Source organism: Amycolatopsis sp. NPDC104863, from assembly GCF_055582965.1.
Window position 1 is genome coordinate 510,286 of sequence record NZ_JBVJOW010000001.1, and the last position, 24,326, is coordinate 534,611.

The 24,326-nt window shown below is 72.4% G+C and carries 22 protein-coding genes; 13 read left to right on the forward strand and 9 right to left on the reverse strand.

Translation table 11 applies throughout. The features are described 5' to 3' along the window. Positions 1-22 precede the first annotated feature (22 nt). A complete protein-coding gene (gene katG / locus ACZ63J_RS02450; RefSeq protein ID WP_465404660.1) occupies positions 23-2,251 on the forward strand; it encodes a catalase/peroxidase HPI in 2,229 nt (742 codons plus the stop codon). Positions 2,252-2,282: 31 nt separating this feature from the next. On the opposite strand, the gene ACZ63J_RS02455 is transcribed toward katG, so the two are convergent. Then, positions 2,283-3,146 (reverse strand): LLM class flavin-dependent oxidoreductase, encoded by an 864-nt coding sequence (locus ACZ63J_RS02455; RefSeq protein ID WP_465404662.1) that lies wholly within the window; start codon positions 3,144-3,146, stop codon positions 2,283-2,285. Between the two features lie 149 nt (positions 3,147-3,295). Between ACZ63J_RS02455 and ACZ63J_RS02460 the strand changes: the two genes are divergently transcribed. Next, a complete protein-coding gene (locus ACZ63J_RS02460) occupies positions 3,296-4,183 on the forward strand; it encodes a LysR family transcriptional regulator (RefSeq protein ID WP_465404664.1) in 888 nt (295 codons plus the stop codon). 397 nt (positions 4,184-4,580) lie between these two features. Here ACZ63J_RS02460 and ACZ63J_RS02465 read toward each other — a convergent pair whose 3' ends face one another. The 3 genes from ACZ63J_RS02465 to ACZ63J_RS02475 are packed head-to-tail and all read right to left on the reverse strand — an operon-like array spanning position 4,581 to position 7,229. After that, complete coding sequence (locus ACZ63J_RS02465; protein ID WP_465404666.1) at positions 4,581-5,144, reverse strand: TetR/AcrR family transcriptional regulator; 564 nt, start codon at positions 5,142-5,144, stop codon at positions 4,581-4,583. 11 nt (positions 5,145-5,155) lie between these two features. Next, positions 5,156-6,142, reverse strand: coding sequence for a hypothetical protein (locus tag ACZ63J_RS02470; RefSeq protein ID WP_465404668.1), 987 nt, complete (start codon positions 6,140-6,142; stop codon positions 5,156-5,158). 13 nt (positions 6,143-6,155) lie between these two features. Beyond that, complete coding sequence (locus tag ACZ63J_RS02475) at positions 6,156-7,229, reverse strand: alcohol dehydrogenase catalytic domain-containing protein (protein ID WP_465404669.1); 1,074 nt, start codon at positions 7,227-7,229, stop codon at positions 6,156-6,158. Positions 7,230-7,308: 79 nt separating this feature from the next. On the opposite strand from ACZ63J_RS02475, the gene ACZ63J_RS02480 reads away from it, so the two are divergent. Further along, positions 7,309-8,088 (forward strand): helix-turn-helix transcriptional regulator, encoded by a 780-nt coding sequence (locus ACZ63J_RS02480; protein ID WP_465404671.1) that lies wholly within the window; start codon positions 7,309-7,311, stop codon positions 8,086-8,088. Here the strand turns inward: ACZ63J_RS02480 and ACZ63J_RS02485 are convergent. Continuing rightward, positions 8,064-8,642: a TetR/AcrR family transcriptional regulator gene (locus ACZ63J_RS02485; RefSeq protein ID WP_465404673.1), complete on the reverse strand. Its 579-nt coding sequence runs from the start codon at positions 8,640-8,642 to the stop codon at positions 8,064-8,066. The genes ACZ63J_RS02480 and ACZ63J_RS02485 overlap by 25 nt on opposite strands. Before the next feature lie 61 nt (positions 8,643-8,703). Here ACZ63J_RS02485 and ACZ63J_RS02490 point away from each other — a divergent pair, with 61 nt between their 5' ends. From ACZ63J_RS02490 to ACZ63J_RS02525, 8 genes are all read left to right on the forward strand, one after another. Further along, the gene (locus tag ACZ63J_RS02490; RefSeq protein ID WP_465404675.1) at positions 8,704-9,711 is read left to right on the forward strand and encodes a hypothetical protein; all 1,008 of its coding nucleotides are present in this window, start codon (positions 8,704-8,706) and stop codon (positions 9,709-9,711) included. 155 nt (positions 9,712-9,866) lie between these two features. Further along, positions 9,867-10,646 (forward strand): hypothetical protein, encoded by a 780-nt coding sequence (locus tag ACZ63J_RS02495; RefSeq protein WP_465404677.1) that lies wholly within the window; start codon positions 9,867-9,869, stop codon positions 10,644-10,646. A 58-nt stretch (positions 10,647-10,704) separates the two neighbouring features. After that, positions 10,705-11,991, forward strand: coding sequence for an alpha/beta hydrolase fold domain-containing protein (locus tag ACZ63J_RS02500; protein WP_465404679.1), 1,287 nt, complete (start codon positions 10,705-10,707; stop codon positions 11,989-11,991). A 15-nt stretch (positions 11,992-12,006) separates the two neighbouring features. Next, positions 12,007-12,369, forward strand: coding sequence for an Imm8 family immunity protein (locus ACZ63J_RS02505; RefSeq protein ID WP_465312302.1), 363 nt, complete (start codon positions 12,007-12,009; stop codon positions 12,367-12,369). Positions 12,370-12,498: 129 nt separating this feature from the next. Next, the gene (locus tag ACZ63J_RS02510; protein WP_465404681.1) at positions 12,499-13,635 is read left to right on the forward strand and encodes an adenosylhomocysteinase; all 1,137 of its coding nucleotides are present in this window, start codon (positions 12,499-12,501) and stop codon (positions 13,633-13,635) included. 74 nt (positions 13,636-13,709) lie between these two features. Then, entirely contained in the window at positions 13,710-14,585 is an 876-nt protein-coding gene (locus ACZ63J_RS02515; protein WP_465404683.1) for an LLM class F420-dependent oxidoreductase, read from the forward strand. A gap of 191 nt (positions 14,586-14,776) precedes the next feature. Beyond that, the gene (locus ACZ63J_RS02520; protein WP_465404685.1) at positions 14,777-16,189 is read left to right on the forward strand and encodes a hypothetical protein; all 1,413 of its coding nucleotides are present in this window, start codon (positions 14,777-14,779) and stop codon (positions 16,187-16,189) included. 386 nt (positions 16,190-16,575) lie between these two features. Further along, positions 16,576-17,229 (forward strand): GTP pyrophosphokinase, encoded by a 654-nt coding sequence (locus ACZ63J_RS02525; protein ID WP_465404687.1) that lies wholly within the window; start codon positions 16,576-16,578, stop codon positions 17,227-17,229. 7 nt (positions 17,230-17,236) lie between these two features. Here ACZ63J_RS02525 and ACZ63J_RS02530 read toward each other — a convergent pair whose 3' ends face one another. Continuing rightward, entirely contained in the window at positions 17,237-17,890 is a 654-nt protein-coding gene (locus ACZ63J_RS02530; RefSeq protein WP_465404689.1) for a TetR/AcrR family transcriptional regulator C-terminal domain-containing protein, read from the reverse strand. Then, the gene (locus ACZ63J_RS02535) at positions 17,887-19,191 is read right to left on the reverse strand and encodes a cytochrome P450 (protein WP_465404812.1); all 1,305 of its coding nucleotides are present in this window, start codon (positions 19,189-19,191) and stop codon (positions 17,887-17,889) included. The genes ACZ63J_RS02530 and ACZ63J_RS02535 overlap by 4 nt, the downstream gene beginning before the upstream one ends. 81 nt (positions 19,192-19,272) lie before the next feature. Here ACZ63J_RS02535 and ACZ63J_RS02540 point away from each other — a divergent pair, with 81 nt between their 5' ends. Beyond that, a complete protein-coding gene (locus ACZ63J_RS02540) occupies positions 19,273-19,830 on the forward strand; it encodes an ester cyclase (protein WP_465404691.1) in 558 nt (185 codons plus the stop codon). A 45-nt stretch (positions 19,831-19,875) separates the two neighbouring features. On the opposite strand, the gene ACZ63J_RS02545 is transcribed toward ACZ63J_RS02540, so the two are convergent. Continuing rightward, the gene (locus ACZ63J_RS02545) at positions 19,876-20,895 is read right to left on the reverse strand and encodes a hypothetical protein (protein ID WP_465404693.1); all 1,020 of its coding nucleotides are present in this window, start codon (positions 20,893-20,895) and stop codon (positions 19,876-19,878) included. A gap of 88 nt (positions 20,896-20,983) precedes the next feature. Continuing rightward, complete coding sequence (locus tag ACZ63J_RS02550; RefSeq protein ID WP_465404695.1) at positions 20,984-21,634, reverse strand: DUF998 domain-containing protein; 651 nt, start codon at positions 21,632-21,634, stop codon at positions 20,984-20,986. Positions 21,635-21,830: 196 nt separating this feature from the next. Between ACZ63J_RS02550 and ACZ63J_RS02555 the strand changes: the two genes are divergently transcribed. Further along, positions 21,831-24,290, forward strand: a complete 2,460-nt coding sequence (locus tag ACZ63J_RS02555) for a M14 family zinc carboxypeptidase (RefSeq protein ID WP_465404814.1) — start codon at positions 21,831-21,833, stop codon at positions 24,288-24,290. The last annotated feature ends 36 nt before the right edge of the window (positions 24,291-24,326 follow it).

A 24,326-nucleotide genomic window follows, 5' to 3' on the forward strand; every position in this document is an offset into this window, starting at 1 on the left:
TTCCCGTCCCGGAAGGATTCCTGTGTCTGACAGTGCTGACGCCAAGGTTGGCGAGCTGAACGAAGAGGCCGCCGGCGGCTGCCCGGTTTCGGCCGGGCGTCGCAACCACCCGACCGAAGGCGCGGGGAACCGCGACTGGTGGCCGAACCAGCTCAACCTGAAGATCCTGCGCAAGCACCCCGCCGTCGCGAACCCGATGGGCGAGGACTTCGACTACGCCGCCGCGTTCGAGACCGTCGACCTCGACGAGCTGGCGCGCGACGTCGACGCGGTGCTGACCACCTCGAAGGAGTGGTGGCCCGCCGACTTCGGGCACTACGGGCCGTTCATGATCCGCATGGCGTGGCACAGCGCCGGCACCTACCGCATCGACGACGGCCGCGGGGGAGCGGGCGCCGGCATGCAGCGCTTCGCGCCGCTGAACAGCTGGCCGGACAACGGGAACCTCGACAAGGCGCGCCGGCTGCTCTGGCCCGTCAAGAAGAAGTGGGGCCAGAAGGTCTCCTGGGCCGACCTGATGATCTTCACGGGCAACCGCGCCCTGGAGACCATGGGCTTCAAGACGTTCGGCTTCGCCGGCGGCCGCGCCGACGTGTGGGAGCCGGACGAGGACGTGTACTGGGGCCCGGAGCGCACCTGGCTGGGCGACGAGCGCTACACCGGCGACCGCGACCTGGAGAACCCGCTCGCCGCGGTCCAGATGGGCCTCATCTACGTCAACCCCGAAGGCCCGAACGGCAACCCGGACCCGCTGGCCGCGGCCCGCGACATCCGCGAGACGTTCGGCCGGATGGCGATGAACGACGAGGAGACCGTCGCCCTCATCGCCGGTGGCCACACCTTCGGCAAGACCCACGGCGCGGCCGACCCCGACGAGTTCGTCGGCGCCGAGCCCGAGGGCGCGGGCATCGAAGAGCAGGGCCTCGGCTGGAAGAACACCTTCGGGTCCGGCAAGGGCCGCGACGCGATCACCAGCGGTCTCGAGGTCACCTGGACCTCGACGCCGACGCAGTGGAGCAACCAGTTCTTCGACAACCTGTTCGGCTACGAGTGGGAGCTGTCGAAGAGCCCGGCCGGCGCCCACCAGTGGGTGGCGAAGGACGCCGAGGACACCATCCCCGGCCCGGAGGCCGGCGACCCGGCCCGCAAGCCGACGATGCTGACCACCGACCTGTCGCTGCGCGTCGACCCGGTCTACGAGCAGATCTCCAAGCGCTTCCACGAGAACCCGGACCAGTTCGCCGACGCGTTCGCCCGCGCCTGGTACAAGCTGACCCACCGCGACATGGGCCCGATCCAGCGCTACCTCGGCCCGCTGGTGCCGGCCGAAGAGCTGATCTGGCAGGACCGCGTCCCCGCCGTCGACCACGAGCTGGTCTCCGACGCCGACGTCGCGGACCTCAAGGCGAAGCTGCTGGACTCGGGCCTGACCGTCGGCCAGCTCGTCTCGACCGCGTGGGCGTCGGCCTCGACGTTCCGCGGCAGTGACAAGCGCGGTGGCGCGAACGGCGCCCGCATCCGCCTCGAGCCGCAGCGCGGCTGGGAGGTCAACGAGCCCGACCAGCTCGCGCAGGTCCTGCGCACGCTGGAAGGCGTCCAGGAGTCCTTCAACTCCGCGCAGTCCGGCGGCAAGAAGGTCTCGCTGGCCGACCTGATCGTGCTGGGTGGCACCGCCGCGGTCGAGAAGGCCGCCGCGGACGCCGGCGTCACGATCACGGTGCCGTTCACCGCGGGCCGCACCGACGCCACCCAGGAGCAGACCGACGCGGAGTCCTTCGCGCCGCTGGAGCCGACGATCGACGGCTTCCGCAACTACCGCGGCAAGGGCCACCGCCTGCCGTCGGAGTTCCTGCTGGTCGACCGCGCGAACCTGCTGAACCTGAGCGCGCCCGAGCTGACCGTGCTCATCGGCGGTCTGCGGGTGCTGGGCGCGAACCACCAGCAGTCCGCGCTGGGCGTGTTCACCCCGACGCCGGGCAAGCTGACCAACGACTTCTTCGCGAACCTCCTCGACATGGAGACCGAGTGGAAGTCCACCTCGGAGGACCAGGAGACCTTCGAGGGCCGTGACCGCGCCACCGGCGAGGTCAAGTGGACCGGCTCCCGCGCCGACCTGGTGTTCGGCTCGAACTCCGAGCTGCGCGCCGTGGCCGAGGTCTACGCCAGCGACGACGCGAAGGAGAAGTTCGTCCGCGACTTCGCCGCCGCGTGGACGAAGGTCATGGACGCCGACCGGTACGACCTGGTCTGAGTTCCCGCACGCCGCGCCCGCGGCCGGCCCCTCACCCGAGGGCGCCGGTCGCGGGCGCGAGGCGTTCCAGGGTCTCGACGTCGGCGGTGAAGTCGTCGGTCGTCGGGGGCATGAGGACCACGTGGTCCGCGCCCGCCGAGAGGTGGGCGCGCGCCTTGGCCGCGATGGCGTCCGGCTCGCTCTCGGCGACCACCGCGCCGGCGAGCGTGTCGACGTCGCCGGCCGAATACCCCAGCCGTTCCACGGCTTTGCGGTACCAGTCCATGCCGAGGCTGCCGGTCACCTTCTCGCGCGCCGCCTCGGCGCCGCCGGTGACCACGGGCAGGCCGACCACCAGCAGCTTGCCCGGCCCGAGTGCCGCGCGGGCCTCGGCGGTGAGCTCCGGCGGCAGGTTCGCCGGGAACGCGCCGTCGGTCAGCTCGGCGGCCAGGGCCAGCATCTTCGGGCCGTTGGCGCCGAGGATCCGCGGGTAGGCCGCGGCGGGCGCGGGCGGCCAGGTCTGCTCGTCCATCCGCGTCAGGTAACCGCGCACGGTCTCCAGCGGGCGGCCGTAGTCCCGGCCCGCGGCGGCGGCCTGCGCCGGGTGGCCGGCCCCGATCCCGAGCACCAGCCGGTCCGGGAAGGCGTCCGCGAGCTGTGCCGCGGCGGCGTGCAGCACCTGCGGTTCGCGGGCCCAGATGTTCGCGATCCCGGTGCCGAAGGTGAGGCGCTCGGTGGCGGCCAGCAGGAGCGCCAGCTGCACGAGGGCGTCCTTGCCGCCGACGACCTCGTTCGTCCACACGGTCCGGTAGCCGGCGTCTTCGAGCCGCCGGGCGCCGTCGCGCTGCGCGTCGGCCGACGGGGTTGTGGTGAACGAGATCGGCAGGTAGACGCCGATCGGTCCCAGGTCCTTCATCAAGGTTCCTCCGCGAAGTGTGTCTCCTTCCACCGTGGGGTCACGGAGCGTGCCAGGTCCAATGAGTGTTTCGCGCAGCGTGACGCGGTTCGCGCATCACCGCAGGTCGTGGGCTTCGGGCCGACTGGTGCCCGGGTTACGCTGGGGACATGCCCGACCCGGATCTGGACCTGCGGCTGGTGCGCAGCTTCACCGTGCTCGCCGGGCGGTGCCACTTCGGCCGCGCCGCCGCCGAGCTGCACCTGACGCAGTCGTCCCTGAGCCGTCAGATCATCCGGCTGGAGCAGCAGGTGGGCGCGCGGCTGCTGGACCGGACCCCGCAGGGCACCCGGCTGACCGAAGCCGGCGAAGCGTTCCTGCCGCTGGCCCTCGAGGTGCTGCGGTCGGCGGCCGCGGCGGCGGCGCACGCGCGGTCGGTCGCCCGGCCGCGCCGGATCACCGTCGGCTACATCGCGAACCTGGTCGTCACCCCGGCCGTGCGCGAGCTGCGCCGCCGGCACCCCGACGCCGAGGTGCGCACCCAGCACCTGCGGTGGGACGACGCCCGAGCGGCGCTGCTGGAGCACCGCGTCGACGTGGCGGTGGTCCGGCTACCGCTGCCGTCGGCGCGGCTGCACGTCACGGTTCTCTACGACGAGCCGAGGGTGCTGCTGCTCCCGCGTGACCACCGCTTGGCGGGCAAGGAGTCGCTGACGCTCGACGACATCGCGGACGAGCCGCTGCCCCGCGCGGCCGACGCGGCGTGGGACGCGTTCTGGCGCATCGACCCCCGCCCCGACGGGCGCCCGGCCCCGGACGGGCCGCGCCTGGCCGAGATGGACGACAAGTTCGAGCTGGTGGCGAGCGGTCAGGCGGTGGCGATCGTCCCGGCCGGCCCGGGCACCGTCGGCAGCCTGCGCCCGGACCTGACGACGGTGCCGCTGGAGGACGTCGAACCGGCGCACGTGGCGGTGGCGTCGCGCGCGGACGACCGGAACGGGCTCGTGGCGGCGTTCCGCAGGTACGCGGAGGCGCTGCTCACCGGAACGCCCGGCTGAAGGGTGCGGGGCTCCATGTGTCCTTTGTGGATACTCGAAGGGTCATCGGGACGCGGCGGACGCGCCCGCCGTGCTGCGGGTCTGCTCCGCCCGCTTGCGTTGGATCGCTTCCTGCGCGCGCTGCAACTTGTCGTGCCAGGCTCCTGAATCGTTCGTCATGATGTGCTCCGCGGGACCGGATGTGACGGGTGGGAGGAGGCGGCCGGGCCGGTGATCGACTGCCGGTGCCGTGGGGTAGAGATACCCACGACGCTCGCCGGTCAACCCCCTTTTGTGTGCTCCACCAGGGTGAAGCCGGGACGCGGGTGGGCCCGTGCCCCGGCTCGCCGCGGTTCGGCAGGCTCACTTCTCTTGCGCGGGAAGCGTTTTCCTGCTCACAGCGTCGGTGTGCGTCGCCTCAGTCCGCGGCGCCGGCGAGGCCGTCGAGGAACACCCGCACCAGCCGCTCCGCCGGTTCCGTCCGCGCCCGCGGCGTCGGGCCCGCCACCAAGGCCGCCTCGTGCATTTCGAAGAGCAGCGCCAGATCCGCGGGCTCGAGATCCGCCCGGACCCGGCCCGTGCGCTGAGCCTCTTCGAAAGCCGGGCGCAGCAACGCGATCAAGGCGTGGGTGTACTGACGCTGGCTGCGTTCCGGAAGCTCGCGGAACAGCCGGACGAGCGGGCGCCGCCGGGCCTGCATCGCGAGGACCCCGCCCAGCAGTTCGCGGAACGACTCCTGGTCCCGCGCCTGGTTCTTGAACGCCGCGAGGTGGTGCGCGGCGACGGCGAGCGCGAGTGCCGTGCGGTCGGGGAAGTGGCGGTACACCGTCGCGCGGCCCAGGCCCGCGCGGCGGGCGACCTCGTCCAGGACGACGTCGGCGTCTTCGCTGAAGACTTCGTCGGCGGCACGGAGGATCGCTTCGCGGTTGCGGCGGGCGTCGACGCGCCGGGGCCCGGCCGCGGACGGTCGCACAGCGCGCATGGCCCCGGACCTTACTCGCGAGTAGTGAGCCCGGCAATCACAGGCAAACCGGCGCGCTCCAGCTGCCGGGCGATCTCCCCGGCGGGGTACGGCGTCCGCCGGTCTTCGGTGTGCAGGGCGAAGTAGAAGTCGTTGACGACCGCCGCGAGCGGGGCGTACCGGCGCAGGAGCGGCGACTGATGCGCCGCCGCGTGTTCGCGGACGAAAGTGTTGCGGGCACGGGCATCCGGCCAGTCGCCGAGGCCCCGGACGACCCGGTTGACCAGATGGGTCAGGACGTAGGCCCGGTCGTGGTCGGCGTGCTCGGCCAGGAACGCGGCCTCGGCGTCCGAAAGCTCGAACCGCGGTGACACCGTGAGGCCGAAGTCGGTGAGGTAAAGCCGCTCGCCGTCGGTGACGATGTTGGCGAAATGCGCGTCGAAGTGCTGGACGCCCTGCCCGGCGAGGAACTCCGTGACCTGCCGGAGGTCCCGCTCCAGCGGCAGGTCGTCACCGTCCCGGTGGGCGAGGCTGTGCGGCAGGTGCTCGAGGAACAGCACGAGGTCGGTGGTGGCTCCGGCGAGTGCTTCCAACCGGCGCCGGACGCCCGGGTCGCCGTGCCAGAACGCGACGTCCGCCTCGATGTCGGCGCGGGGCCGCGGGAGGCCGGGCAGGATCCGCCAGTGGTGCAGGAGCGGAAAGTTCTCGCACGCGCCTTCGCGGACCCACGCGGTCGCCATCAGGTGCGCTTCCAGCTCGCGCCAGGCCCCGCCGCCCGCGGAACCGACGCCGTAGTGCGACCACGGCGGCAGCCCGTAGAGGTCGGCCGTCGAGCGCGGGTTCGCCAGTTCGACGTCGGTGAGGGGGACCCGCTTCACGAAGACCGGTTCGCCCGCCACACTCAGCAGCCAGGTCGACCCGCCGATCCCGGTGCCGAGCGGCCGCGCGCCGGTCAGGAGGTCGTCGGGCGAGTCTTCGAGCGCTGCGGCGAGCTTCTCGTGGCGGGCGAGCCGGGTCATCCTTCGACCGTACTCACGGCCGGATCACCGTGAGGGCGAAGCGCGTCCGGCCGCTCGCCGCGTGGTCGAGGGCACTCGTCATGTCGTCGAGGCCGAACTCCGTGACGGCGAACTGGCCGAGGTCCAGCAGGCCGGCGCGGGCCAGCGCGATCAGGCTCGTGGTCGCCGTCCGCGGGGCCAGCCACTGGCCGCGCACCGTGATGCCGTTGCGCATCAACCACGGGTAGGGGAGGGCGAGGTCGGCGCCGCCGAGCATGCCGACACCGCCCATCAGCACCACCCGGCCGCCCTCGCGGACCGCCATCGCCGCGGCCCGCACCGGCGCGGTGCTCGCCGACGGCGGCAGCAGGTCGAGCACCACGTCGATCGGGCCCGGGGCCGCCCGGCGCAGGCGGCCCGTGTCGCCGTCGCCGGTGAGCCGGACCGTCCGGACGCGGGCGCCGAACCGGCGTTCCAGGTCGGCCAAGACGGCTTCGTCGCGGCCCGGCGCCACCACGCACGCCGCGCCCATGGCGAGCGCGACGGCGACGGCCGCGCTCCCGAAGTTCCCGGTGGCGCCGCTGACCAGCACTGTCTCGCCGGGCCGCAGGTCGGCCGCGAGCCAGCCGCCGTAGGGCACCAGGCAGAGCAGGAGCGCGGTCCACCGGCCGGCGTCGGCCGGGTCGACCGGCCCGAGCGGGACCGCGTTCTCGGTCGGGACGAGCACCTGCTCGGCGTACGCGCCGTGCCCGAAATGACGTTGCAGGAACAGGCCGCCGTCCCCGCGCGCGCTCAGGCCCTGGAGCGTGATGTCCGGGGTCAGCGCGTCGTCGCGCGAGCGGATCGCCGGGTCGCACAGCACCCAGTCGCCGGGCGCCAGGCGGGTCGCGTCGGGGCCGGTCGCGTGCACCTGGCCGACCGCGCCGGCGCCGGGCACGACGGGCAGCGTCAGCTGGTAGTTCCGCTCGCCGCGGAACACCTCCGCCGCGTAGGGCAGCACGCCCGCCGCGACGACGTCGACAAGCACTTCGCCGGTGCCGAGGGCCGGCGCGGGAATGTCTTGCACGGACAGGGGTTTGCCGAACTCTTCGAGGATCGCGGCTCTCATGCCTCGATCGTCGGCGAACCGGGGCGGGCTATCCAGGCCTGGTATCATCCTGGGACTGCCGAGTGCCACGGAGGTTGTCATGCCGGAGGTGGCCCGTGCCGGGCTGGGGGAGTTCCTGCGGTCGCGGCGCGAACGGCTGAATCCCTCGGCGCTCGGGCTGCCGGACCGCCGCCGTCGCCGGACCCCGGGGCTGCGCCGCGAAGAGGTCGCCGAGCTGGCCGGCATCGGCGTCGACTGGTACATCCGGCTCGAGCAGGGCCGCACGGTCAGCCCGTCGTCCGAGACGGTCGAGGCGCTCGCCGGCGCCCTGCGGCTGGACGACGCCGAGCGCGCCCACCTGCGGGCGCTGGCCCGGAACCCGGCCCGGACCCCGTTCCGCCGCGAGCAGGTGCCCGAAGCGACCCGCCGGCTCGTCGAAGGCCTGAGCGAGCCCGCGTACGTGACGGGCCGCCGCTGGGACGTCCTGGCCTGGAACCCCGCCGCGGCCGAGCTGTTCACCGATTTCGGCGCGGCGCCGGAGGCCGACCGGAACGTCCTGGTCTTCCTGCTGCTCGGCACGCGCGGCCGGCGGCTGTTCGGCGACGGCTGGGCGGCGCAGGCCGAGCACGCCGTGGCCCAGTTCCGCGCCGCGCACGACCTGTGGGCCGGCGACCCGGCGTTCTCGGGGCTCGCGGCGCGGCTGCGGGCCGGCTGCCCGGAGTTCGCGACGTGGTGGGACCGCCACGACGTCGGCCGCAGCGGACCCGGCCGGAAGACGTTGTTCGTGCCCGGGCCCGCGGTGTTCGACTACGCGGTCTTCCAGGCCGCCGAGGACCCGGAGCTGCGGGTGACGATCTACGCGCCCACCAGCGGCAGGTAGACCTCGTCGACGATCTCGACGAGCACGCCGTCGTCCACTGTGGTCAGTCCGCGCGTGAGGAGTTCGTTGCGCAGCAACACGAGCGCGACCGTCGCGACCCGCGGGTGCCGGGCTTGGGGTCGTGCTTCGCCGCGTGCGATGGCTCGCTCGACGATCGTAAGCCAGGTTTTCGCGCCTCCCTCGGCGGCCTGTTCGTAGAGCTGCTCGCGGAGTTCGGGCTCCTCGCCGACGCCGGTCAGGAGACCGCGCAGGATCCGCGCGGCGGGCGAGGTCTGGCCGCAGTTGATCGTCCGCAACAGCGTCAGCACGTCTTCGCGGAGGTTGCCGGTGTCGGGCGGCTTCAGGGTGTCCTCGGCCAGGAGCCGGTAGGCGGCGACGCCGAGTGCGGCGCGGTTCGGCCAGCGGCGGTAGATCGTGTTCTTGTTGGTGCCGGCCCGCTGCGCCACCCGCTCGATGGTGAGGCCGGGATAGCCGGCCTCGGCGAGCTCGTCCGCGGTGGCGCGCAGGATCGCCTCTTCCAGCTCGGCGCCGCGGCGCCGGGTCTTCTCGGCCATGGGCGTCACTCTACCGTCCTAGGGTACGGTACGGACCGTACCCTAAATTTCGGGAGGAACCGTGAGAGCCAAAGGCATCGGCTACGACACCGGGCTGGAGCTGAACGGGCGGTTCAACCGGCCCTTCGACGCCGAGCTGGTCCGGCGTGAGCTGGCGGTCATCCGCGACGACCTGCACTGCACGGCGGTCCGGCTGATCGGCACCGACCTCGACCGGATCGAGTTCGCCGCGCGCGAGGCGGCCGCGCTGGGGCTGGAGGTGTGGTTCTCGCCGTTCCCGATGGACCGGACGCCCGAGGAGATCCTCGCGCTGCTCGCCGACGGCGCGTCACGAGCCGAACGCCTCCGGACGGCCGGGGCGGAGATCGTGTTCGTGACCGGGGCCGAGCTGAGCCTCTTCAACCACGGTTTCCTGCCGGGAGACGGGATCGAGGAGCGGCTGGCCGGGCTGCTCGCGTCGCGGGAGCTCGTCGCCGGGCTGTCCGAGCGGGTGAACGCCTTCCTGGCCCGCGCGGTCCAGGCGGTCCGCGCGCGGTTCGGCGGGCGCGTTACTTACGCGGCGGTTCCGCTGGAGCGGGTCGACTGGACGCCGTTCGACATCGTCTCGGTGGACGCGCACCGCTCGAAGGAGGTCGCGCACGGCTACCGCGAGGGCGTCCGCACGCTGGTGGCGTCGGGCAAACCGGTGGCGATCACGGAGTTCGGCGTGACGCCCTACCGCGGCGCGGCCGACCTCGGCGCGCGGTGCGGCGAAATCGTGGAGTACGACGGTGACGTCCCGGTGCGGTTGAAGGGCGAGTACGTCCGGGACGAGGAAGAGCAGGCGCAGTACCTCCGGGAGCTGCTGGAGATCTTCACGGCGGAGGGCGTCGACGCGGCTTTCGCGTGCACGTTCGTCTGCTACGGCCTGGTGCACCGCGCGGACCCGCGGACGGACCTGGACATGGCGAGCTGGGGCGTGGTGAAGCTGCTGGAAGACGGCGCGGGGCAGACGTACCCGGGCGTGCCCTGGGCACCCAAGGCGGCGTTCGGCGCGCTGGCGGACTGCTACTCCGCATCCATCAGATGAATCATCGACCAATTGGGCGAGCATCTTGCCAACGACCACCGGAAAGCGCTAGCTTCGAGAGGTAAGACATCGGATGTCCAGCCCGGTTTTCTGGGTCCGTCCGCCGACCGATGTGCACCCCTGCCGAACTTGTCGTCAGGAAGGACACACCGACGATGCCGGAATTCCCCCGCAGGACGGCGCTCGCCGTCGCCGCCCTCACCGTGCCGCTTCTGTTCAGCCCGATCGCCGAAGCCGCGCCGTTGTGGCACCCGAACCCCGCCACCGACGGCCTGAAGGCCTTCGAGGGCATCGAAGCCGACCGCGGCAACCACCACCCCGACCGCAAGTACGTCGTGGTCGAAGGCGACCACTACCGCTTCAACATCTGGAAGGACGACCGCGACACGACCGGCGGCGGCGACCGCCAGCGCACCGAGTCCAAGGGCATGGTGCAAAGCGGCTCCACGCTCAAGATGCACGACGGCGAGACCTGGACGCTCTCCTACGAGATGTACATCCCGGGCTCGCTGCACGGCACCAGCAAGTTCACCCACATCTTCCAGACCAAGACACCGTCGACCAACGGCGGCCCGTGGGTGACGCTCGACCTGACCCGCAGCGGCAGCAAGGAGATGCTCAACGCGCGCGCCTACGCCAACTCGGGCTCGCCGAGCATCGCGGCCACCGACCTCGCGCCGCTGCGCGACAAGTGGATCACGATCGAATGGACGTTCACGCCGGGCTCGAAGGGCAAGGCGTCGGCCGTCATCCGCAACGGCACGGGCACCGGCGCCCCGGTGGCCGCGCAGGGCAGCATGAGCAGCGTCAACATCCCCGACCAGGGTGACTACGTCCGCCCGAAGTGGGGGATCTACCGCTCGGTGCAGAGCGCCTCTTCCGACATCCTCGACACGTATCTGCTGTTCCGGAACTACACGGCGTCGCAGAAGTAGCGGCGCTGCGCCGCCGGAGCCGTGGCGGTGATGGCCGGTACCGGGTGACACTGGCGGCATGAAGGTCGTCGACGGGCAGCGGGGCGTCTACCGCCCGTCGACGACCGCCGTGCCCCTCTTGAGACGCGGTCCGGTGCTGGTCACGGCCGCTTTTGCCGCGCTGGGCGGGGCGCTGATCCCGGCCGTCTCGGTGCCCGCGCTGTGGCGGGTCTGGCAGCTGTACGCCATGTTGTTCGCCCTGGTCGCGACCCTCGAGCTGGTGGCGGTCTTCGCGGTGCTGGGGTGGCCGACCCGCAGGACGGCCCACGCCGCCGCGCTCGCCGCGACGACGTCGCTGGCGGTGTGGGTGGCCAGCCGGCCGCTCGGGCTGCTCGTGCGCCTCGACCCCTGGCAGCCCGCCGACGCGGTGGTCGGCTTCACCGACTACGTCGCGGCCGGGCTGCAGGTCGTGGCGGTGTTCGGCTTCCTGGTCGTGGCCCGGCGGCGGGCGCACCCGCGGCCGTCGGCGCTGCGGCGCGTGTCGGCGTGGATCGTGCTGTTCCCGGTGCTGCTGGTGGTGTTCGCGACGGGCGCGGCGGGGACCGTCGCAGCCGGAGCGGGCATCACGGCGCCCACCGCGTCGACGCTGCTCGACGGCGCCACGGTCGAGTACTGCCGCCCCGCCGGTGTGCCGCTGGCGATGGACGTCACCCGGCCGCGGCCGGGCGGGCCACCGGCGCCGGTGGCGCTCTTCCTGCACGGCGGCGGGCTGATCTCCGGCGACCGCAGGCCCGCCGGACCCGGTGCCGAGCTCGCCGGGTCCCGGCTCACCCCGCTGCGGGACGAGCTGACGGCCCGCGGCTTCACCGTCGCGTCGATCGACTACCGCCTCGCGCCCGCCGCACCCTGGCCGGCGGCGCTCACCGACACCCGCTGCGCCGTCCGGTTCCTCAAGGCGAACGCGGCGGCGCTGAACATCGACCCGGCCCGCGTCACGGCGGTCGGCTCCGGCGCGGGCGGCACACTGGCGTCCCTGCTCGGCGTCGCGCCGGGGCCGGACACCGGCCAGTACCCGGGGCAGGACAGCAAGGTCCGTGCGGTGGCCGCGCTGGCGGCCCCGGCCGAGTTCGACCTCACGGGCCTCGACCCGGTGACCCGGGCGTCGGTGCTGGTGGCACTGGGCCGCGCACCGTCGACGTTGCGGGCGGCGAGCCCCCTGGCGTACCCGGCGGCGGGCGCCCCGCCGTTCCTGATCGCCGAAGGCGGCCGGAAGTCGGCGGAGTTCGCGGACCACCTGCGCGCGGCGGGCGTCCCGGTCACGACGAACCCGGACGTCGCCGGCTTCCTGGCCGCCGCGGTCGGCTGACGGCACACTGGCCGCATGCCCACGGTGCGTCCCGAGATCAAGTACCTGATGACCCCCGACACCGACCCGCCCGAGTCGTTCGTCCCGGCGGACCCGGAGCGGTTCATGTTCCTGGTCCAGCTGATCGCGGGCCCGGAGGGGGAACCGGGCGAGGAGTCGTTCCAGTTCGTCGTGTGCACGCCGGGGTGGCTGCGCGAGGAGGTGGCGAGCGGGCCGATCTCGCTTCGCCACCACGTGATCGTCCACCACTACGACTGGCCCGCGCTGGTGGCCTACTTCGAGGGCCTGGTGGCCGGGTGCGTCGGCGCGAACTGGCACGAGGCCGCCGAGCGGCTGGCCCGGTACGGGTGGTGGGAGTTCGAGGACTACACGCCCTGATAGCTTGAGGCCATGAGCGGACGAGGGCTGGTGGCGCCGATCTTCGGCGACCACTCGTACCGCTGCGACTTCTACGGTTGACCGGCCCCGCTTCCGGGTCCCCTTTCTCGTTCAACCGCTAGGAAAGCCATGCCTTCTTTTGTGCACGCCGGAACCCAGTGGGCGCTCAAGCACATGCCCCTGACCACCGCCGCCGTCGAAGAGACCGCGCCCGTGCTCGCCGGGCGGCGGCTCGCCATGTGCCTGCACGTCGAGCCCAAGACCGCGGCCCTGGTCACCCTGCTGGCCCGCGCCGGCGTCGAAGTCACGCTGACCGGCTCACCCGGCACCACCCACGACGACGTCGCCGACGCTCTCCGGGCGCTCGGCGTGCGGGTGCACACGCGCCGCGCCGACGATGACGCCGCCCACGCCCGCAACGTCGTGAAGGTCCTCGAGTGCGAGCCGGACCTCACCCTCGACAACGGCGCCGACCTCACCCTGTCGCTGCTCGGGTCCGGCGTCCCCGCGGGGTACCTCGGCGGCACCGAGGAGACGACCACCGGCGGGATCCGGCTGCGGGAGAAGCAGGTCGGCCACCCGGTCGTCGTGATCAACGACTCACGGCTGAAACTGCTGGTGGAGAACGAGTTCGGCGTCGGGCAGAGCGTCGTGCAGGGATTCCTCAACGCCACCAACCTGATGGTGCCGGGCATGCGCGCCGCCGTGCTCGGTTACGGGCCGTGCGGCAAGGGCGTCGCGGACACGCTCTCGCGGCTCGGCGCGCGGGTTTCGGTGTGCGACACGGACCCGATGCGCGCGCTGCAGGCCATTTTGGACGGTCACCGCGTCGGCCCGGCCCTCGAGGTCCTGCCCGGCGCGCAGGCGGTCTTCACCGCGACCGGCGCCCCCGGGGTGGTCGGCGAGGCCGAGCTGGCGGTCCTGGCCGACGGCGCGCTGCTCGCCGGGGTCGGCCACTTCGCGTGGGAGATCGACGCGGACGCCCTGCGCGCGGCGACCGTCCGCACCGTCGAGTACGGCGAGCCCGGCCGCCGGACCGGGCACGTACTGGCCGACGGCCGCGAGGTCGTCGTCCTCGACCACGGCCGGATGCTCAACCTGACCGCCGCCAACGGCAATTCCATCCAGGCCATGGATCTCGGCCTCACGCTGCAGGTCCGCAGCCTGGCGGCGGTGGCCGCGGGCGGGCTCGCGGCCGGGGTGCAGGCGGTGCCCGGGCCGGTCGAACGGCGGATCGCCACCGACCTGGTGGCGCGGCTGCGGTAGCCGGGGCTTGCCCTGGAGCGCGCTCCAGGTCCTAGCGTGGCGGGCACGCCGACCGCACGTCAGGAGAACGTCTCATGGACCTGGGTTTCCACCTCCCCATCTTCGACATCGAGGGCGGGACCACCGCCATCGCCGGTGAGCTCGCGCGCGTGGGCGCCGCGGCGGAGGAGGCCGGGGCGACGTGGCTGTCCTTCATGGACCACTACTTCCAGATCGAGCCCACCGGCCTCCCCGCCGAGGCGAACATGCTGGAGGGGTACACGACGCTCGGCTTCCTCGCCGCGCACACGTCCCGGATCGACCTCGGCCTGCTCGTCACCGGCGTGACCTACCGGCACCCGGGGCTGCTCGCGAAGATCGTCACGACCCTCGACGTCCTCTCGGGCGGCCGCGCGGTGCTCGGTGTCGGCGCGGCGTGGTTCGAGCGTGAGCACGCCGGGCTCGGGGTGCCGTACCCGCCGATCGCCGAACGGTTCGAGCGGCTGGAGGAGACGCTGCGCATCTGCGGGCAGATGTGGGACCCGGCGGACAACGGCCCGTTCGACGGCAAGCACTACCAGTTGGCCGAGACGCTCTGCTCGCCGCAGCCGATCAACCGGCCGAAGGTGATGATCGGCGGCAGCGGCGAGCGCAAGACGCTGCGGCTCGTCGCGCAGTACGGCGACGCGTGCAACCTCTTCGGCACCTCGCCCGAGGACGTCGCGCACAAGCTGGACGTGCTGCGGCGCCACTGCGACGACGTCGGCCGCGACTACGACGACATCAGGAAGACGATCCTGGCCAACAACCCGCGGCCGGGCCCGGACACGCGCGACGAGTTCGTCCGCGCGATGGCGGGTTTCGCGAAGCTGGGGGTCGGAACGGTGATCGTCACCCCGACGACGGGGTCGCCGGCGGCGTGGATCGACGGCATGGCGCCGGCCGTGCCGCAGCTGGCGGACCTCGGCTGACGGGAGCGCGCGTTGACACCGCGCTTACTCCGGCTCTGGTAGGCAGGGCCCCGAACCGGTGGACCGCCGGTTCGGGGTTCGTCCTGTCCACAGTGGATTTTCCGTGGTGGTAACCGGAAAATCCGGATGAACCGCTCTGGTCGTCCCGCCCGTGTGCCGGGGTGAGGTGGCGACCAGAGAGGAGGGGCTTGATGCCCCAAGTGCGCACTACCGGACGACACCGCAAACCGGCGACGATCGGACTCGCCGCACTGCTGGGAATCGCGGGAGCGACCGCGACGGCAATCGCGTTGAGCAGCCCGGCCGGCAACGCGGCCACCGAAGACTGCGGAGGGCTGGACACGGCCCTGCAGAACAATCTCGCCTTCATCGCAGGTCAGCAGGCCGCCCCGGACGCCCAGTCCGAGGCCCGGATAGCCAACCGCCAGGCGGTGGTCGACCAGATCCAGCAACGCCGCACGGCGGCGGGCTGCGACGGAGCGGTGGCGGCGAACGCGACGCTGGCGGCGTGCACGGAGGTGGCCGGGCTGGCGGACCAGGTGGCTGCCAAGAACGACGCTGCCGACCAGGGTGCGGCGGCGGATGAGAACGGGATGGGCGCCGGTAAGGCGAAGAAGAAGGCTGCCGAGCAGGGTGCGGCGGATGAGAACGGCATGGGCGCTGGCCAGGCGAAGAAGAAGGCTGCCGAGCAGGGTGCGGCGGACGAAAACGGGATGGGCGCTGGCCAGGCGAAGAAGAAGGCCGCCGAGCAGGGCGCGGCGGACGAGAACGGCATGGCCGCCGACCAGGGCGCGGCAGCAGCGGACGCGGCCGACCAGAACGCGGCGGGCGAGCAGGCCTGCCAGGTGGTCCAGCAATGCCTGACCCAGGCGACCGGGACGGCGGACGCCAACGGAATGGCGAACCAGAACGGCAAGGCCGCGGAGAACAAGGCCGCCGACCAGCAGAACGGCATGGCCGACCAGAACGGCATGGCCGGTGGCGGCAAGGCCGCCAAGGACCAGGCTGCCGATCAGGGCGGCATGGCTGACCAGAACGGCGCCGCCCAGCAGAACGGTATGGCTGGTAGCGGCAAGGCCGCGAAGAACCAGGCTGCCGATCAGGGCGGCATGGCTGACCAGAACGGCATGGCTGATGGCGGCAAGGCCGCGAAGAACCAGGCTGCCGACCAGAACGGCATGGCCGACCAGAACGGCATGAACGCCCAGGACCAGGCCGCAGCCCAGAACGGCACGGCGGACCAGCAGGAGAACGCGGTCTCCGCCCAGGACTGCGCGGCGCTCCTCGAGTGTGTCGCCCAGGCCGACCCCGCCGCGGCGGCCGGCCAGCAGGGCATGGCCGCCGAAGAGAGCACCGGAAAGAAGGCGGCCGACCAGGGCGCGGCAGGCAAGGCGGCGGACGGCAAGGCCGCGGGCAAGGCAGCGACCGGCAAGGCGGCCGACGAAAGCGCAGCAGCCGACGGCATGGCCACCGCCGACCAAGGCGCCGGCGACCAGGCCGCGACCGACCAGGCGGCGAACCAGGCCGCGATCGAGCAAGCGGGCGCCATCGCCGCCAAGTGCGTTGCGTCCGTCACGGCCGCAACCGTCCCCATGGGGCGCTGACCTCACCGACAACCGGAAAACCGCAAGCCCACCTCGGCCCGGACCGCACCTGGTCCGGGCCGAGGTGACACCAGCTCCCCGGACCACACCCGACCCAGGCCGGAGTGACACCGACCCCCGGGACCGGGCGCGGTCCGGGCCGGGCGACATCGGCCCCCGGGGACCGTTCCTGGTCCGGGCAGGGATGACTCCGGCCCCAAGACCGTGCCGGGGCCCGGCCGAGGTGACATCAGCACCCCGGCCCAGGCGGGCGACACCCCCGAACACCGCCTTTTCCACCCCGATCCGGTGACCAGCGGGAACCCCGGCCCGTCGCCGATCGTTATCCGGAGGGAGCCCAGTAACCTGGAGCTCGGACCCACGACCGACAACAGCACGAGGCTTCAGTGACCACCGACCCGGCGGCCGACGAGACTTCCCTGCGCGAGGCGGCCGACGAGCTCGCCGTGGCCGGGCAGCTCCCGCGGTTCCTCCTGATGTACAAGTTCGCCATCGAAGAGCTGATGACGAAGCTGCGGATCCTCAGCGAGGAGTTCGACTTCGTCCACCGCCACGACCCGATCGAGCACATCACGAGCCGCGTGAAGCGGCCGGAGGCGATCAAGGAAAAAGTGCACCGTCGCGGCCTCGGTGACGACTGGGTCTCCGCGGCCGGCGCGCTCGACGACATCGCCGGGATCCGCGTTGTCTGCCCGTTCGTCGACGACGTCTTCGCGGTCGCCCGCATGCTCACCGCCCAGGACGACGTCGAACTCTTGCGCACCAAGGACTACATCAAAAACCCGAAGGCGAACGGCTACCGCAGCCTGCACCTGATCGTGCGCATCCCGGTGTTCCTGTCCGACCGCGTCGAAAAGGTCAAGGTCGAGGTCCAGCTGCGCACCATCGCGATGGACTTCTGGGCCGCGGTGGAGCACAAGCTGTCCTACAAGTACCGCGACAGCGTCCCGCCGGACTTCGCGGGTGAGCTCGCCGCCGCGGCCCGGACGGCCGCGGACCTCGATTCGCGGATGGCGGCGTTGTACGAACGCATCCGCTGACGAGCCGTCACGGCGCGAGCGCGTCCAGCAGGATGCCCAGCCCGAACTCGAACTCCGCTTCGTGGTCGCACACCGCGAGGTACGGCGCCGCCGCGGAAACCGCCGGCAACCCTGATCCCTCCAGGTCGGCAAGCCGGTCCTGGGTGCCCGGTGGGTCGGCGCCGCTGAACGTCGGCGCGGCGTCGACCTCGCGCATCAGTGTCCCGATCAGGAACGCCAGCACCGCGCGCAGCCCGTGCACCGCGCGGTCCGGGGGATACCCCGCCGCCAGCAGCGGGCCGAGCACGGCCTCCACCGGGGCGAGCGCGGTCATCGACGCGAGCTGGCGGGTCAGCACGAGCGGTGCCGCGCGCGGGTGGCCGAGCATCGCGGCGCGGAAACCGTGGGCGAGCGCGGACATCGTCGCCCGCAGGTCGCGCCCGGGAACCGGCGCGGGGATCGCGGCGAGCAGGACCTCGGCGACCCCGTCCAGCAGGGCGTCCTTGCCGTCGACGTGGTTGTAGAGGCTCATCGGGTCGACGCCGAGCCGGCGCGCGAGCTTGCGCATGCTGACGGCCTCGAGCCCGTCGGCGTCGACGAGCGCGAGCGCCTCCCGCAGGATCCGCTCCCGCGACAGGGCGCCGTCCGCATCCTTGGGCGGACGGCCACGCCGGCCCGTCACGCGGCGAGCACCGCGGGCAGGTATTCGTACCCGCGGAGGATGCGCGTCTGACGACGACGGCCGCCGGGCAGCACCCGCAGGCCGGGAAAGCGGCCGAAGATCGTCCGCAGGCCGATCTCGCCCTCCATCCGGGCCAGCGACGCGCCCAGGCAGTGGTGGCGCCCGGCGCCGAACGACACGTGGTCGCGGGCGCCGGCGCGGGTGACGTCGAAGACGGCCGGGTCGGTGAACACGCCGGGGTCGCGGTTCGCGCCGGCCAGCACGGTGGTCACCAGCGCCCCGCGCGGCAGGCGGACGCCGGCGATCTCGGTGTCGCGCACCGCCAGGCGGCCGGTCAGCAGGACCGGCGGGTCGTGGCGCAGCACCTCCTCGACGGTGTTGCCCCACAGCTCGGGCCGCTCGCGCAGCACCGCGAGCTGCTCCGGGTGCTCGCTCAGCAGGGCGATGCCGCTGCCGAGCAGGTTGACGGTCGTCTCGAAGCCGGCCGCCAGCACCAGCCCCGCGGTGGACTTCAGCTCGGTCTCGGTCAGCCCGACACCGTCGTCGCGCGCCGCGACGAGCCGGCTGAACAAGTCGTTCCCGGGGTGGCGGCGCAGGTGGTCGAGGTGTTCGCCGAGCCAGGCGTCGAACTCGGCGAGCGCGGTCTCGACGTCGCGGAAGGTGCGCCACCCGAGCCCGAGGTCGAGGCTGGGCGCGGCCGCCGCGCCCAGCGACAGCACCTTGCCGAGCTGCTCCGGCGGGACGCCCAGGATCTCGCTGATGACGGTGACCGGGAGCAGCCCGCAGTAGGCCTCGACGAGGTCGGTCTCACTCCCGGGCTCGAGGCGCTCGAGCAGGCCGTCGGCGATCTGCTGGACCCGGCCGCGCAGCTGCTCGACGGCGCGGGCGGTGAACACGCCGGTGACCAGCTTGCGGTACCGGGTGTGCTCGGGCGGGTTGACGGCCAGCAGCGACGGCGGCCGCACCGGGTGCAGGTGCTCGCCGGCCGACCACTCCACCAGCCGCCCGAGCGCCGACCCGTCACCCCCGACCACGCCGACGCGGAAGTCCTCACTGGCCAGCACCTCGCGGACCGCGCCGTGGTGGGTGGTCATCCAGCCGAAGCGGGTGCGGGCGAGCGGGCCGGCGGCGCGGATCTCGTCGAACAGGCCGGTCAGGTCCCGGCCTTCGGCGGCGTCGACGACCATCCGGCCCTGGAGGTCGCCGCGCCGGGCCTCGCGGCGCAGCACGGTGCGGGGGAGCGCGTGGCCGAGGCCCCAGCGGATGGCGGGCTTCGCCCGGGCCAGAGCGGTGTCGAGCACGGTCACGGTGTCCCCTTCCCACGGCGTGCCTACAGTGTAGGTTATCGTCGAAACCTACGCCGTAGATTTAAGGGAGCCCCGATGACCGCGTTCGCCATCCCCGGCCCGGCCGTCCTCGAAGCCCGGCAGAAACTGGTGCTCGACCACTTCCGCGACGAGGTCGCCCAGGACTGGGACGCGGCCCTCTCGACGTTCCCGCACCCGCACTACGAGGTCGTCGCGACCATGACGGTGCACGACGGCGACAGCGCCGTCCGCGGCTACTACCACGACACGCGCACCGCGTTCCCCGACCAGCACCACGAGCTGATCGCGCTGCGGCACAGCGCCGACGCGGTGATCGTGGAGTTCTGGCTGCTGGGCACCCACCTCGGGCCGTTCGGGAAGATCCCGGCCACCGGGTCCCCGTTCCGGGTGCGGATGTCGGCGTACTTCGTCTTCGACGCGCGGGAAAACCTCGTCTGCGAACGCATCTACTTCGACACGCTCTCGATGCTCAAGCAGCTCGTCGGCGGGGTGGACAAGAAGAACCCGAAGAACTGGCCGCTGCTGGTCAAGGTCGTGCGCGGGCTGCTGGCCATGTCCGGCGAAACGCCCGACCCGCGGCTGGTCCACACCACCGAACCGGACCTCGGCTGAGGGCGCCGACGTCTGTCCTTTGTGGATGACGTCGGCGCCCTCAGGTCAGGAGCCGACCGCCGTGCACGTCCAGCGCAGCGGGCCGTATTCGCTGCCCGTGTTGCCGAAGACCGTGCCGTCGTCCCCGACCACGAAGACGTCCGCGTCGACCCCATCCGGGGCCGGGAGCGCGCCGAGCAGCTTGGTGTCCTGCCAGACGGCCGCGTGCCCGGTCAGGCTGTCCAGGCTGCCCGCGATGAGCCCGTGCGCGTTGATCGCCTCCGCGGTCCCGCCCCGCTCGAGGGGCCGCGGGTCGGCGGGGCCGTGCCAGGCCAGGGCGCGCGAAGCCGGCCACGGGGAGTCGATCGCCGTGCCGACCACCACGCCGTTGCGGAGCTCGCGGATGAGCACCGGCCGGTCTTCGCCGGTCAGCGGGATGACCTGCCCGTGGCGCCAGAGCGCGCCCAGCTTGTTGCCGGGGGCGTTGAGCAGCACCGTGCCGTCGTCGTCGAGGTCGATCCCGTACCCGGCCGGGCTGTCGATGACGAGCGGCCCCGCGGACAGGTTCGACCACAGGATGCTGACCGGGTGGTCGTCTCGGAGGGTGTAGGCGCTGGCCAGGACGTCGCCCCGCTCGTTGAGGGCGGTGGCCGAACCGATGCGGTAGCCGGCCGGGGTGGGCAGCTGCGTCAGCGTGCCCGGCCCGTGGTGCCCGCCGCTGAACAGGTAGACGCCCACTTCGGTGGACGTCGGCAGGCCGCCGGAGAGCAGCACCGTCCCGGCGGAGTTCTCGCCGGCGATGTTCGGGTAGACGAACGACGCGAGCGCGTCCGGGATGCGGGGCTTGTTGTCGGTCCAGACCACGACCCGGCCCATGTCGACCGACACGTCGGTCACCGTGCCGACGTAGTTGCCGTGGCTGTCGGTCCCCCTGACGTCGGTGAATTCGGCGTCGTACCCGTCCGGCGGGACGACCTTGTGCGCGGTCCAGGTGCACGGTGCGGCCGCGGTCGCGGCGGCCGGAGCGGTGAGGACGGTGCCGAGCGCGAGCGCCACGGCGGTGAGTACGGCAGCACGTCGAGACATGCGATCTCCCCCTGAGGTCGGTGAACGCACGCTGCACGCCCGGCGCCCGCCGCCGGTTGGGCCGTCGGCGGGGTGCTACCCGATCGGCCTAGCGGCCCCGGTCGCCGACCGGGGCGAGCAGCACGCCGAGCGCGACCAGCTCGGTCAGCGCCATCCCGCGTTCGACCAGGCCGAGCGGGATGAGCGTCCACCAGCGGCCGCCTTCCACCGCGGCGACCACCACCGCGCCGAGGATCACGGCGAACCAGCCCAGCGACACGATCGCCAGCACGCGCGCGAGCCACCGGCGCACGGGGGAGCCCGGCAGCGCCGTGCGCGCCGCGACCAGCACCGCCAGCGGGAGCGCGACGAACGCGACGACACTCGCGATCCGGTGCAGCGTGCCGCCGAAGTCCGAGCGGGAAACCGTGGCCCAGTCGGGTTTCGGGAACGCGACGATCACCAGCAGCCCGACCGTCCACAATGCACCCAGGACGGCCGCGGGCGCGGGCAGCCGCCGTTGCCGGGCCAGCACGGCGAGCCCGGCGGCCGAGCCGAGCGCGACCAGGACCACGGCCAGGTCGAACAGCCACTTGTGGTCGGACAGGCCGTATTCGCTGATCGTGCGGCGGGTCGCGCTGATCTCGTCGGTCGGCGGGATGACCTGCAGCAGCAGCACCAGGCCGGCGCCGAGCACGAGCGCGGCCACACCGGTCAGCGAGATCGCGGCGGAAACCCGTCGCGCAGGGATCGTGACCATGCTCCGACAGTAGCCGGTCCCGGGTTGAACTCCCGGTGAAACGGGCCTTTCGGGCAGGTGGAACGGGCAGGTAGTACGACTTACGGCGGTTACCGCGGCCGGATTTCCTCCATTATGGTCACTCGCTACCGGTACGTCCGTGCTGCCGGCCTCGTCAAGGAGGTCTTGTCCTGTGGGGAATTCACCAAGACGACTGGTGCTGCTGGCTTCGGCCGTGGCACTGGCCGCCACGTTCGTAGCGCTGCCTGCCGGAACGGCCGGCGCGGCGCAGAACATTTTGCGTGCCGACAAGTCGGTACCCCGCTCCTGCTTCGCAAAGGTGCAGCCCAAGGGCACCGCGGGCACCGACCGCCGGGACGTCACGTCCACGGTGGACGGTCTCGTCCAGGCCCGTCTCAAGCCGGTGCAGGGCGCCGAAGGCGACTGGGACGTCGCCGTGTTCGACAAGGCCACCGGCGCGGTGGTCGCCGCCTCGACGGCGTTGCGAACCCGCGAACTCGCCGAAAGCTTCGTGAAGAAGGGCCAGGAGCTCGTCGTCCAGGGCTGCCGGTACGGCGGCTCGGCCGGCCAGGCCCAGCTCGGTGTCGACTTCCTGGCGCTGACCCCGCAGGGCACGCCGACCACCGCGCAGAAGGCGCAGCTGGTCCGCGTCCAGACCCCGACCCGCGCCGACAAGGCCAAGCTCACCGGCCTCGGCCTCGACGTCACCGAGAAGGGTGACGCGACCGGCGTCGAGGTGGTGCTCGCCGACGACACCGACCGCCAGACGCTCACCAAGAGCGGCCTGAAGTCGACCGTGGTCCAGGCCGACCTGTCGGCCAAGTCGGTCGCCGACGCCAAGGCCGACCGCGCGTACGCGGCCAAGACCCCCAAGTCGGTCCTGCCCTCGGGCCGGACCAGCTACCGGCACCTCTACGACTACGAGTACGAGATGAAGGAGCTGGCCCGCGCCAACCCGAAGCTCGTCTCGGCGTTCACCATGCCGGAGTCGACCTGGGAAGGCCGCGACGTCATGGGGCTGGAGATCGCCACCGACGTCAAGAACCTGACCGACGGCAAGCCGGTCGACTTCACCATGGGTGTGCACCACGCCCGGGAGTGGCCCGCCGGCGAGACGGTCATGGAGTGGGCGTACGAGCTGGTCAACGGCTACGCGCACGACAACCAGATCCGGAGCCTGGTCGGCAAGACGCGCAACGTCATCGTGCCGATCGTCAACCCGGACGGCTTCGACATCTCCCGCGAGGCCGAGCCGAAGGGCGACTTCTCCCGCTTCGACTACGAGATGAAGCGCAAGAACTGCAACGTCAATGACTCGCCGCCGCAGTTCGCCACCGGCGTCTGCAAGGCCAACCCCGGCGGCCGGATCCGCGGCACCGACCCGAACCGCAACTACGCCGGGTTCTGGGGCGGCAACGGGGCCGAGATCGCCTGGAGCGGCGACACCTTCCGCGGCTCGGCGCCGTTCTCCGAGCCGGAGTCGCGCAACATCCGCTCGATCGTCTCCTCCCGCCAGGTGACCAACCTGATCACCTTCCACACCAACGCGGCCCTGGTGCTGCGCCCGCCGGGCGTGGCCGACGTGCGGCCGCCGCTGGAGGAGCCGCAGTACAAGGCGCTGGGCGACAAGCTGGCCTCGCGCAACGGCTACACCAGCGAGCCGAGCTGGGCGCTCTACGACACGACCGGCACCACCGAGGACTGGTCGTACTGGGCCACCGCGGGCTGGGGCTTCACCATCGAGATCGGCGGCGCGGGCTTCCACGAGGCCTACGAGACCGCCGTCGTCGCCGAGTACGCCGGGCTGGCCCCGACGACCGGCGCGGGCAAGGGCGGCAACCGCGGCGCGCTGCTGGACATGCTGTCCAACGCCGCCGACCCGCAGCAGCACTCGACGCTGATCGGCTCGGCGCCCAAGGGCTACCAGCTCAAGCTGCACAAGACGTTCCAGACCCCGACGTCACCGGTGATCCAGGCCGACGGCACCACCAAGCCGCCGATCTACGTCACCGACGACCTGAACGCGAAGCTCACCACCACCGGCGGGCGGTTCGCGTGGTCGGTCAACCCGTCGACCCGGCCGTACGTGGCGGGCCGCTACGGGCGCGACCCGCAGGGACCGGCGCAGCAGGGGTACGCGGTAACCAACCCGGCCGGGGTGCCGCCGATCAACCAGAACTACCCGGCCGACCCGGCGGGTGACTCGTTCACCTTCCACGTCGACGGCCTGCCGAAGGTGGACAACGGGAAGTTCAGTGTCAACATCAACTGGGCGAACACCGCGACCGACTGGGATCTGTTCATCTACGACTCGGCCGGCAACCTGGTCAGCTCGTCGGCGAACGGCGGCACGACGTCCGAGCACGCCGTGCTGTTCGACCCGCCGGCCGGCGACTACAAGGCCGTGGTGGTCAACTACGACCAGGCCGACCCGAACGCCGTCGACGACTGGACCGGGGACGTGTCGTTCTCGTCGCCGATCCCGCCGACGTACGGCACGAAGGAGGCCTACCAGCTGACCTGCTCGGCGCCGAACGGCAAGCTCGTCGGGGTGGCGGACGTGTTCGCCGACCGCGGCCAGACGATCGACGTCGGTGAGGTCTGCACCCGCTCCGCGCACGCGCAGAAGCAGCGCGCTTCGGGCGGCGTCCGGTAGTTCTGTGGTTCGTGAGGGCCCCTTCGCTGCGGCGGA

Bases quoted from the DNA above. Each gene is read 5' to 3' on its own strand.
- ACZ63J_RS02500 (WP_465404679.1), top strand. From the start codon at position 10,705: ATGAAGGTCGTCGACGGGCAGCGGGGCGTCTACCGCCCGTCGACGACC.
- ACZ63J_RS02470 (WP_465404668.1), bottom strand. From the start codon at position 6,142: ATGACCCGGCTCGCCCGCCACGAGAAGCTCGCCGCAGCGCTCGAAGAC.
- ACZ63J_RS02540 (WP_465404691.1), top strand. From the start codon at position 19,273: ATGACCGCGTTCGCCATCCCCGGCCCGGCCGTCCTCGAAGCCCGGCAG.
- ACZ63J_RS02510 (WP_465404681.1), top strand. From the start codon at position 12,499: ATGCCTTCTTTTGTGCACGCCGGAACCCAGTGGGCGCTCAAGCACATG.
- ACZ63J_RS02550 (WP_465404695.1), bottom strand. From the start codon at position 21,634: ATGGTCACGATCCCTGCGCGACGGGTTTCCGCCGCGATCTCGCTGACC.
- ACZ63J_RS02545 (WP_465404693.1), bottom strand. From the start codon at position 20,895: ATGTCTCGACGTGCTGCCGTACTCACCGCCGTGGCGCTCGCGCTCGGC.
- ACZ63J_RS02475 (WP_465404669.1), bottom strand. From the start codon at position 7,229: ATGAGAGCCGCGATCCTCGAAGAGTTCGGCAAACCCCTGTCCGTGCAA.
- ACZ63J_RS02520 (WP_465404685.1), top strand. From the start codon at position 14,777: ATGCCCCAAGTGCGCACTACCGGACGACACCGCAAACCGGCGACGATC.
- ACZ63J_RS02485 (WP_465404673.1), bottom strand. From the start codon at position 8,642: ATGGCCGAGAAGACCCGGCGCCGCGGCGCCGAGCTGGAAGAGGCGATC.
- ACZ63J_RS02465 (WP_465404666.1), bottom strand. From the start codon at position 5,144: ATGCGCGCTGTGCGACCGTCCGCGGCCGGGCCCCGGCGCGTCGACGCC.
- ACZ63J_RS02455 (WP_465404662.1), bottom strand. From the start codon at position 3,146: ATGAAGGACCTGGGACCGATCGGCGTCTACCTGCCGATCTCGTTCACC.
- ACZ63J_RS02515 (WP_465404683.1), top strand. From the start codon at position 13,710: ATGGACCTGGGTTTCCACCTCCCCATCTTCGACATCGAGGGCGGGACC.
- ACZ63J_RS02480 (WP_465404671.1), top strand. From the start codon at position 7,309: ATGCCGGAGGTGGCCCGTGCCGGGCTGGGGGAGTTCCTGCGGTCGCGG.
- ACZ63J_RS02505 (WP_465312302.1), top strand. From the start codon at position 12,007: ATGCCCACGGTGCGTCCCGAGATCAAGTACCTGATGACCCCCGACACC.
- ACZ63J_RS02460 (WP_465404664.1), top strand. From the start codon at position 3,296: ATGCCCGACCCGGATCTGGACCTGCGGCTGGTGCGCAGCTTCACCGTG.
- ACZ63J_RS02495 (WP_465404677.1), top strand. From the start codon at position 9,867: ATGCCGGAATTCCCCCGCAGGACGGCGCTCGCCGTCGCCGCCCTCACC.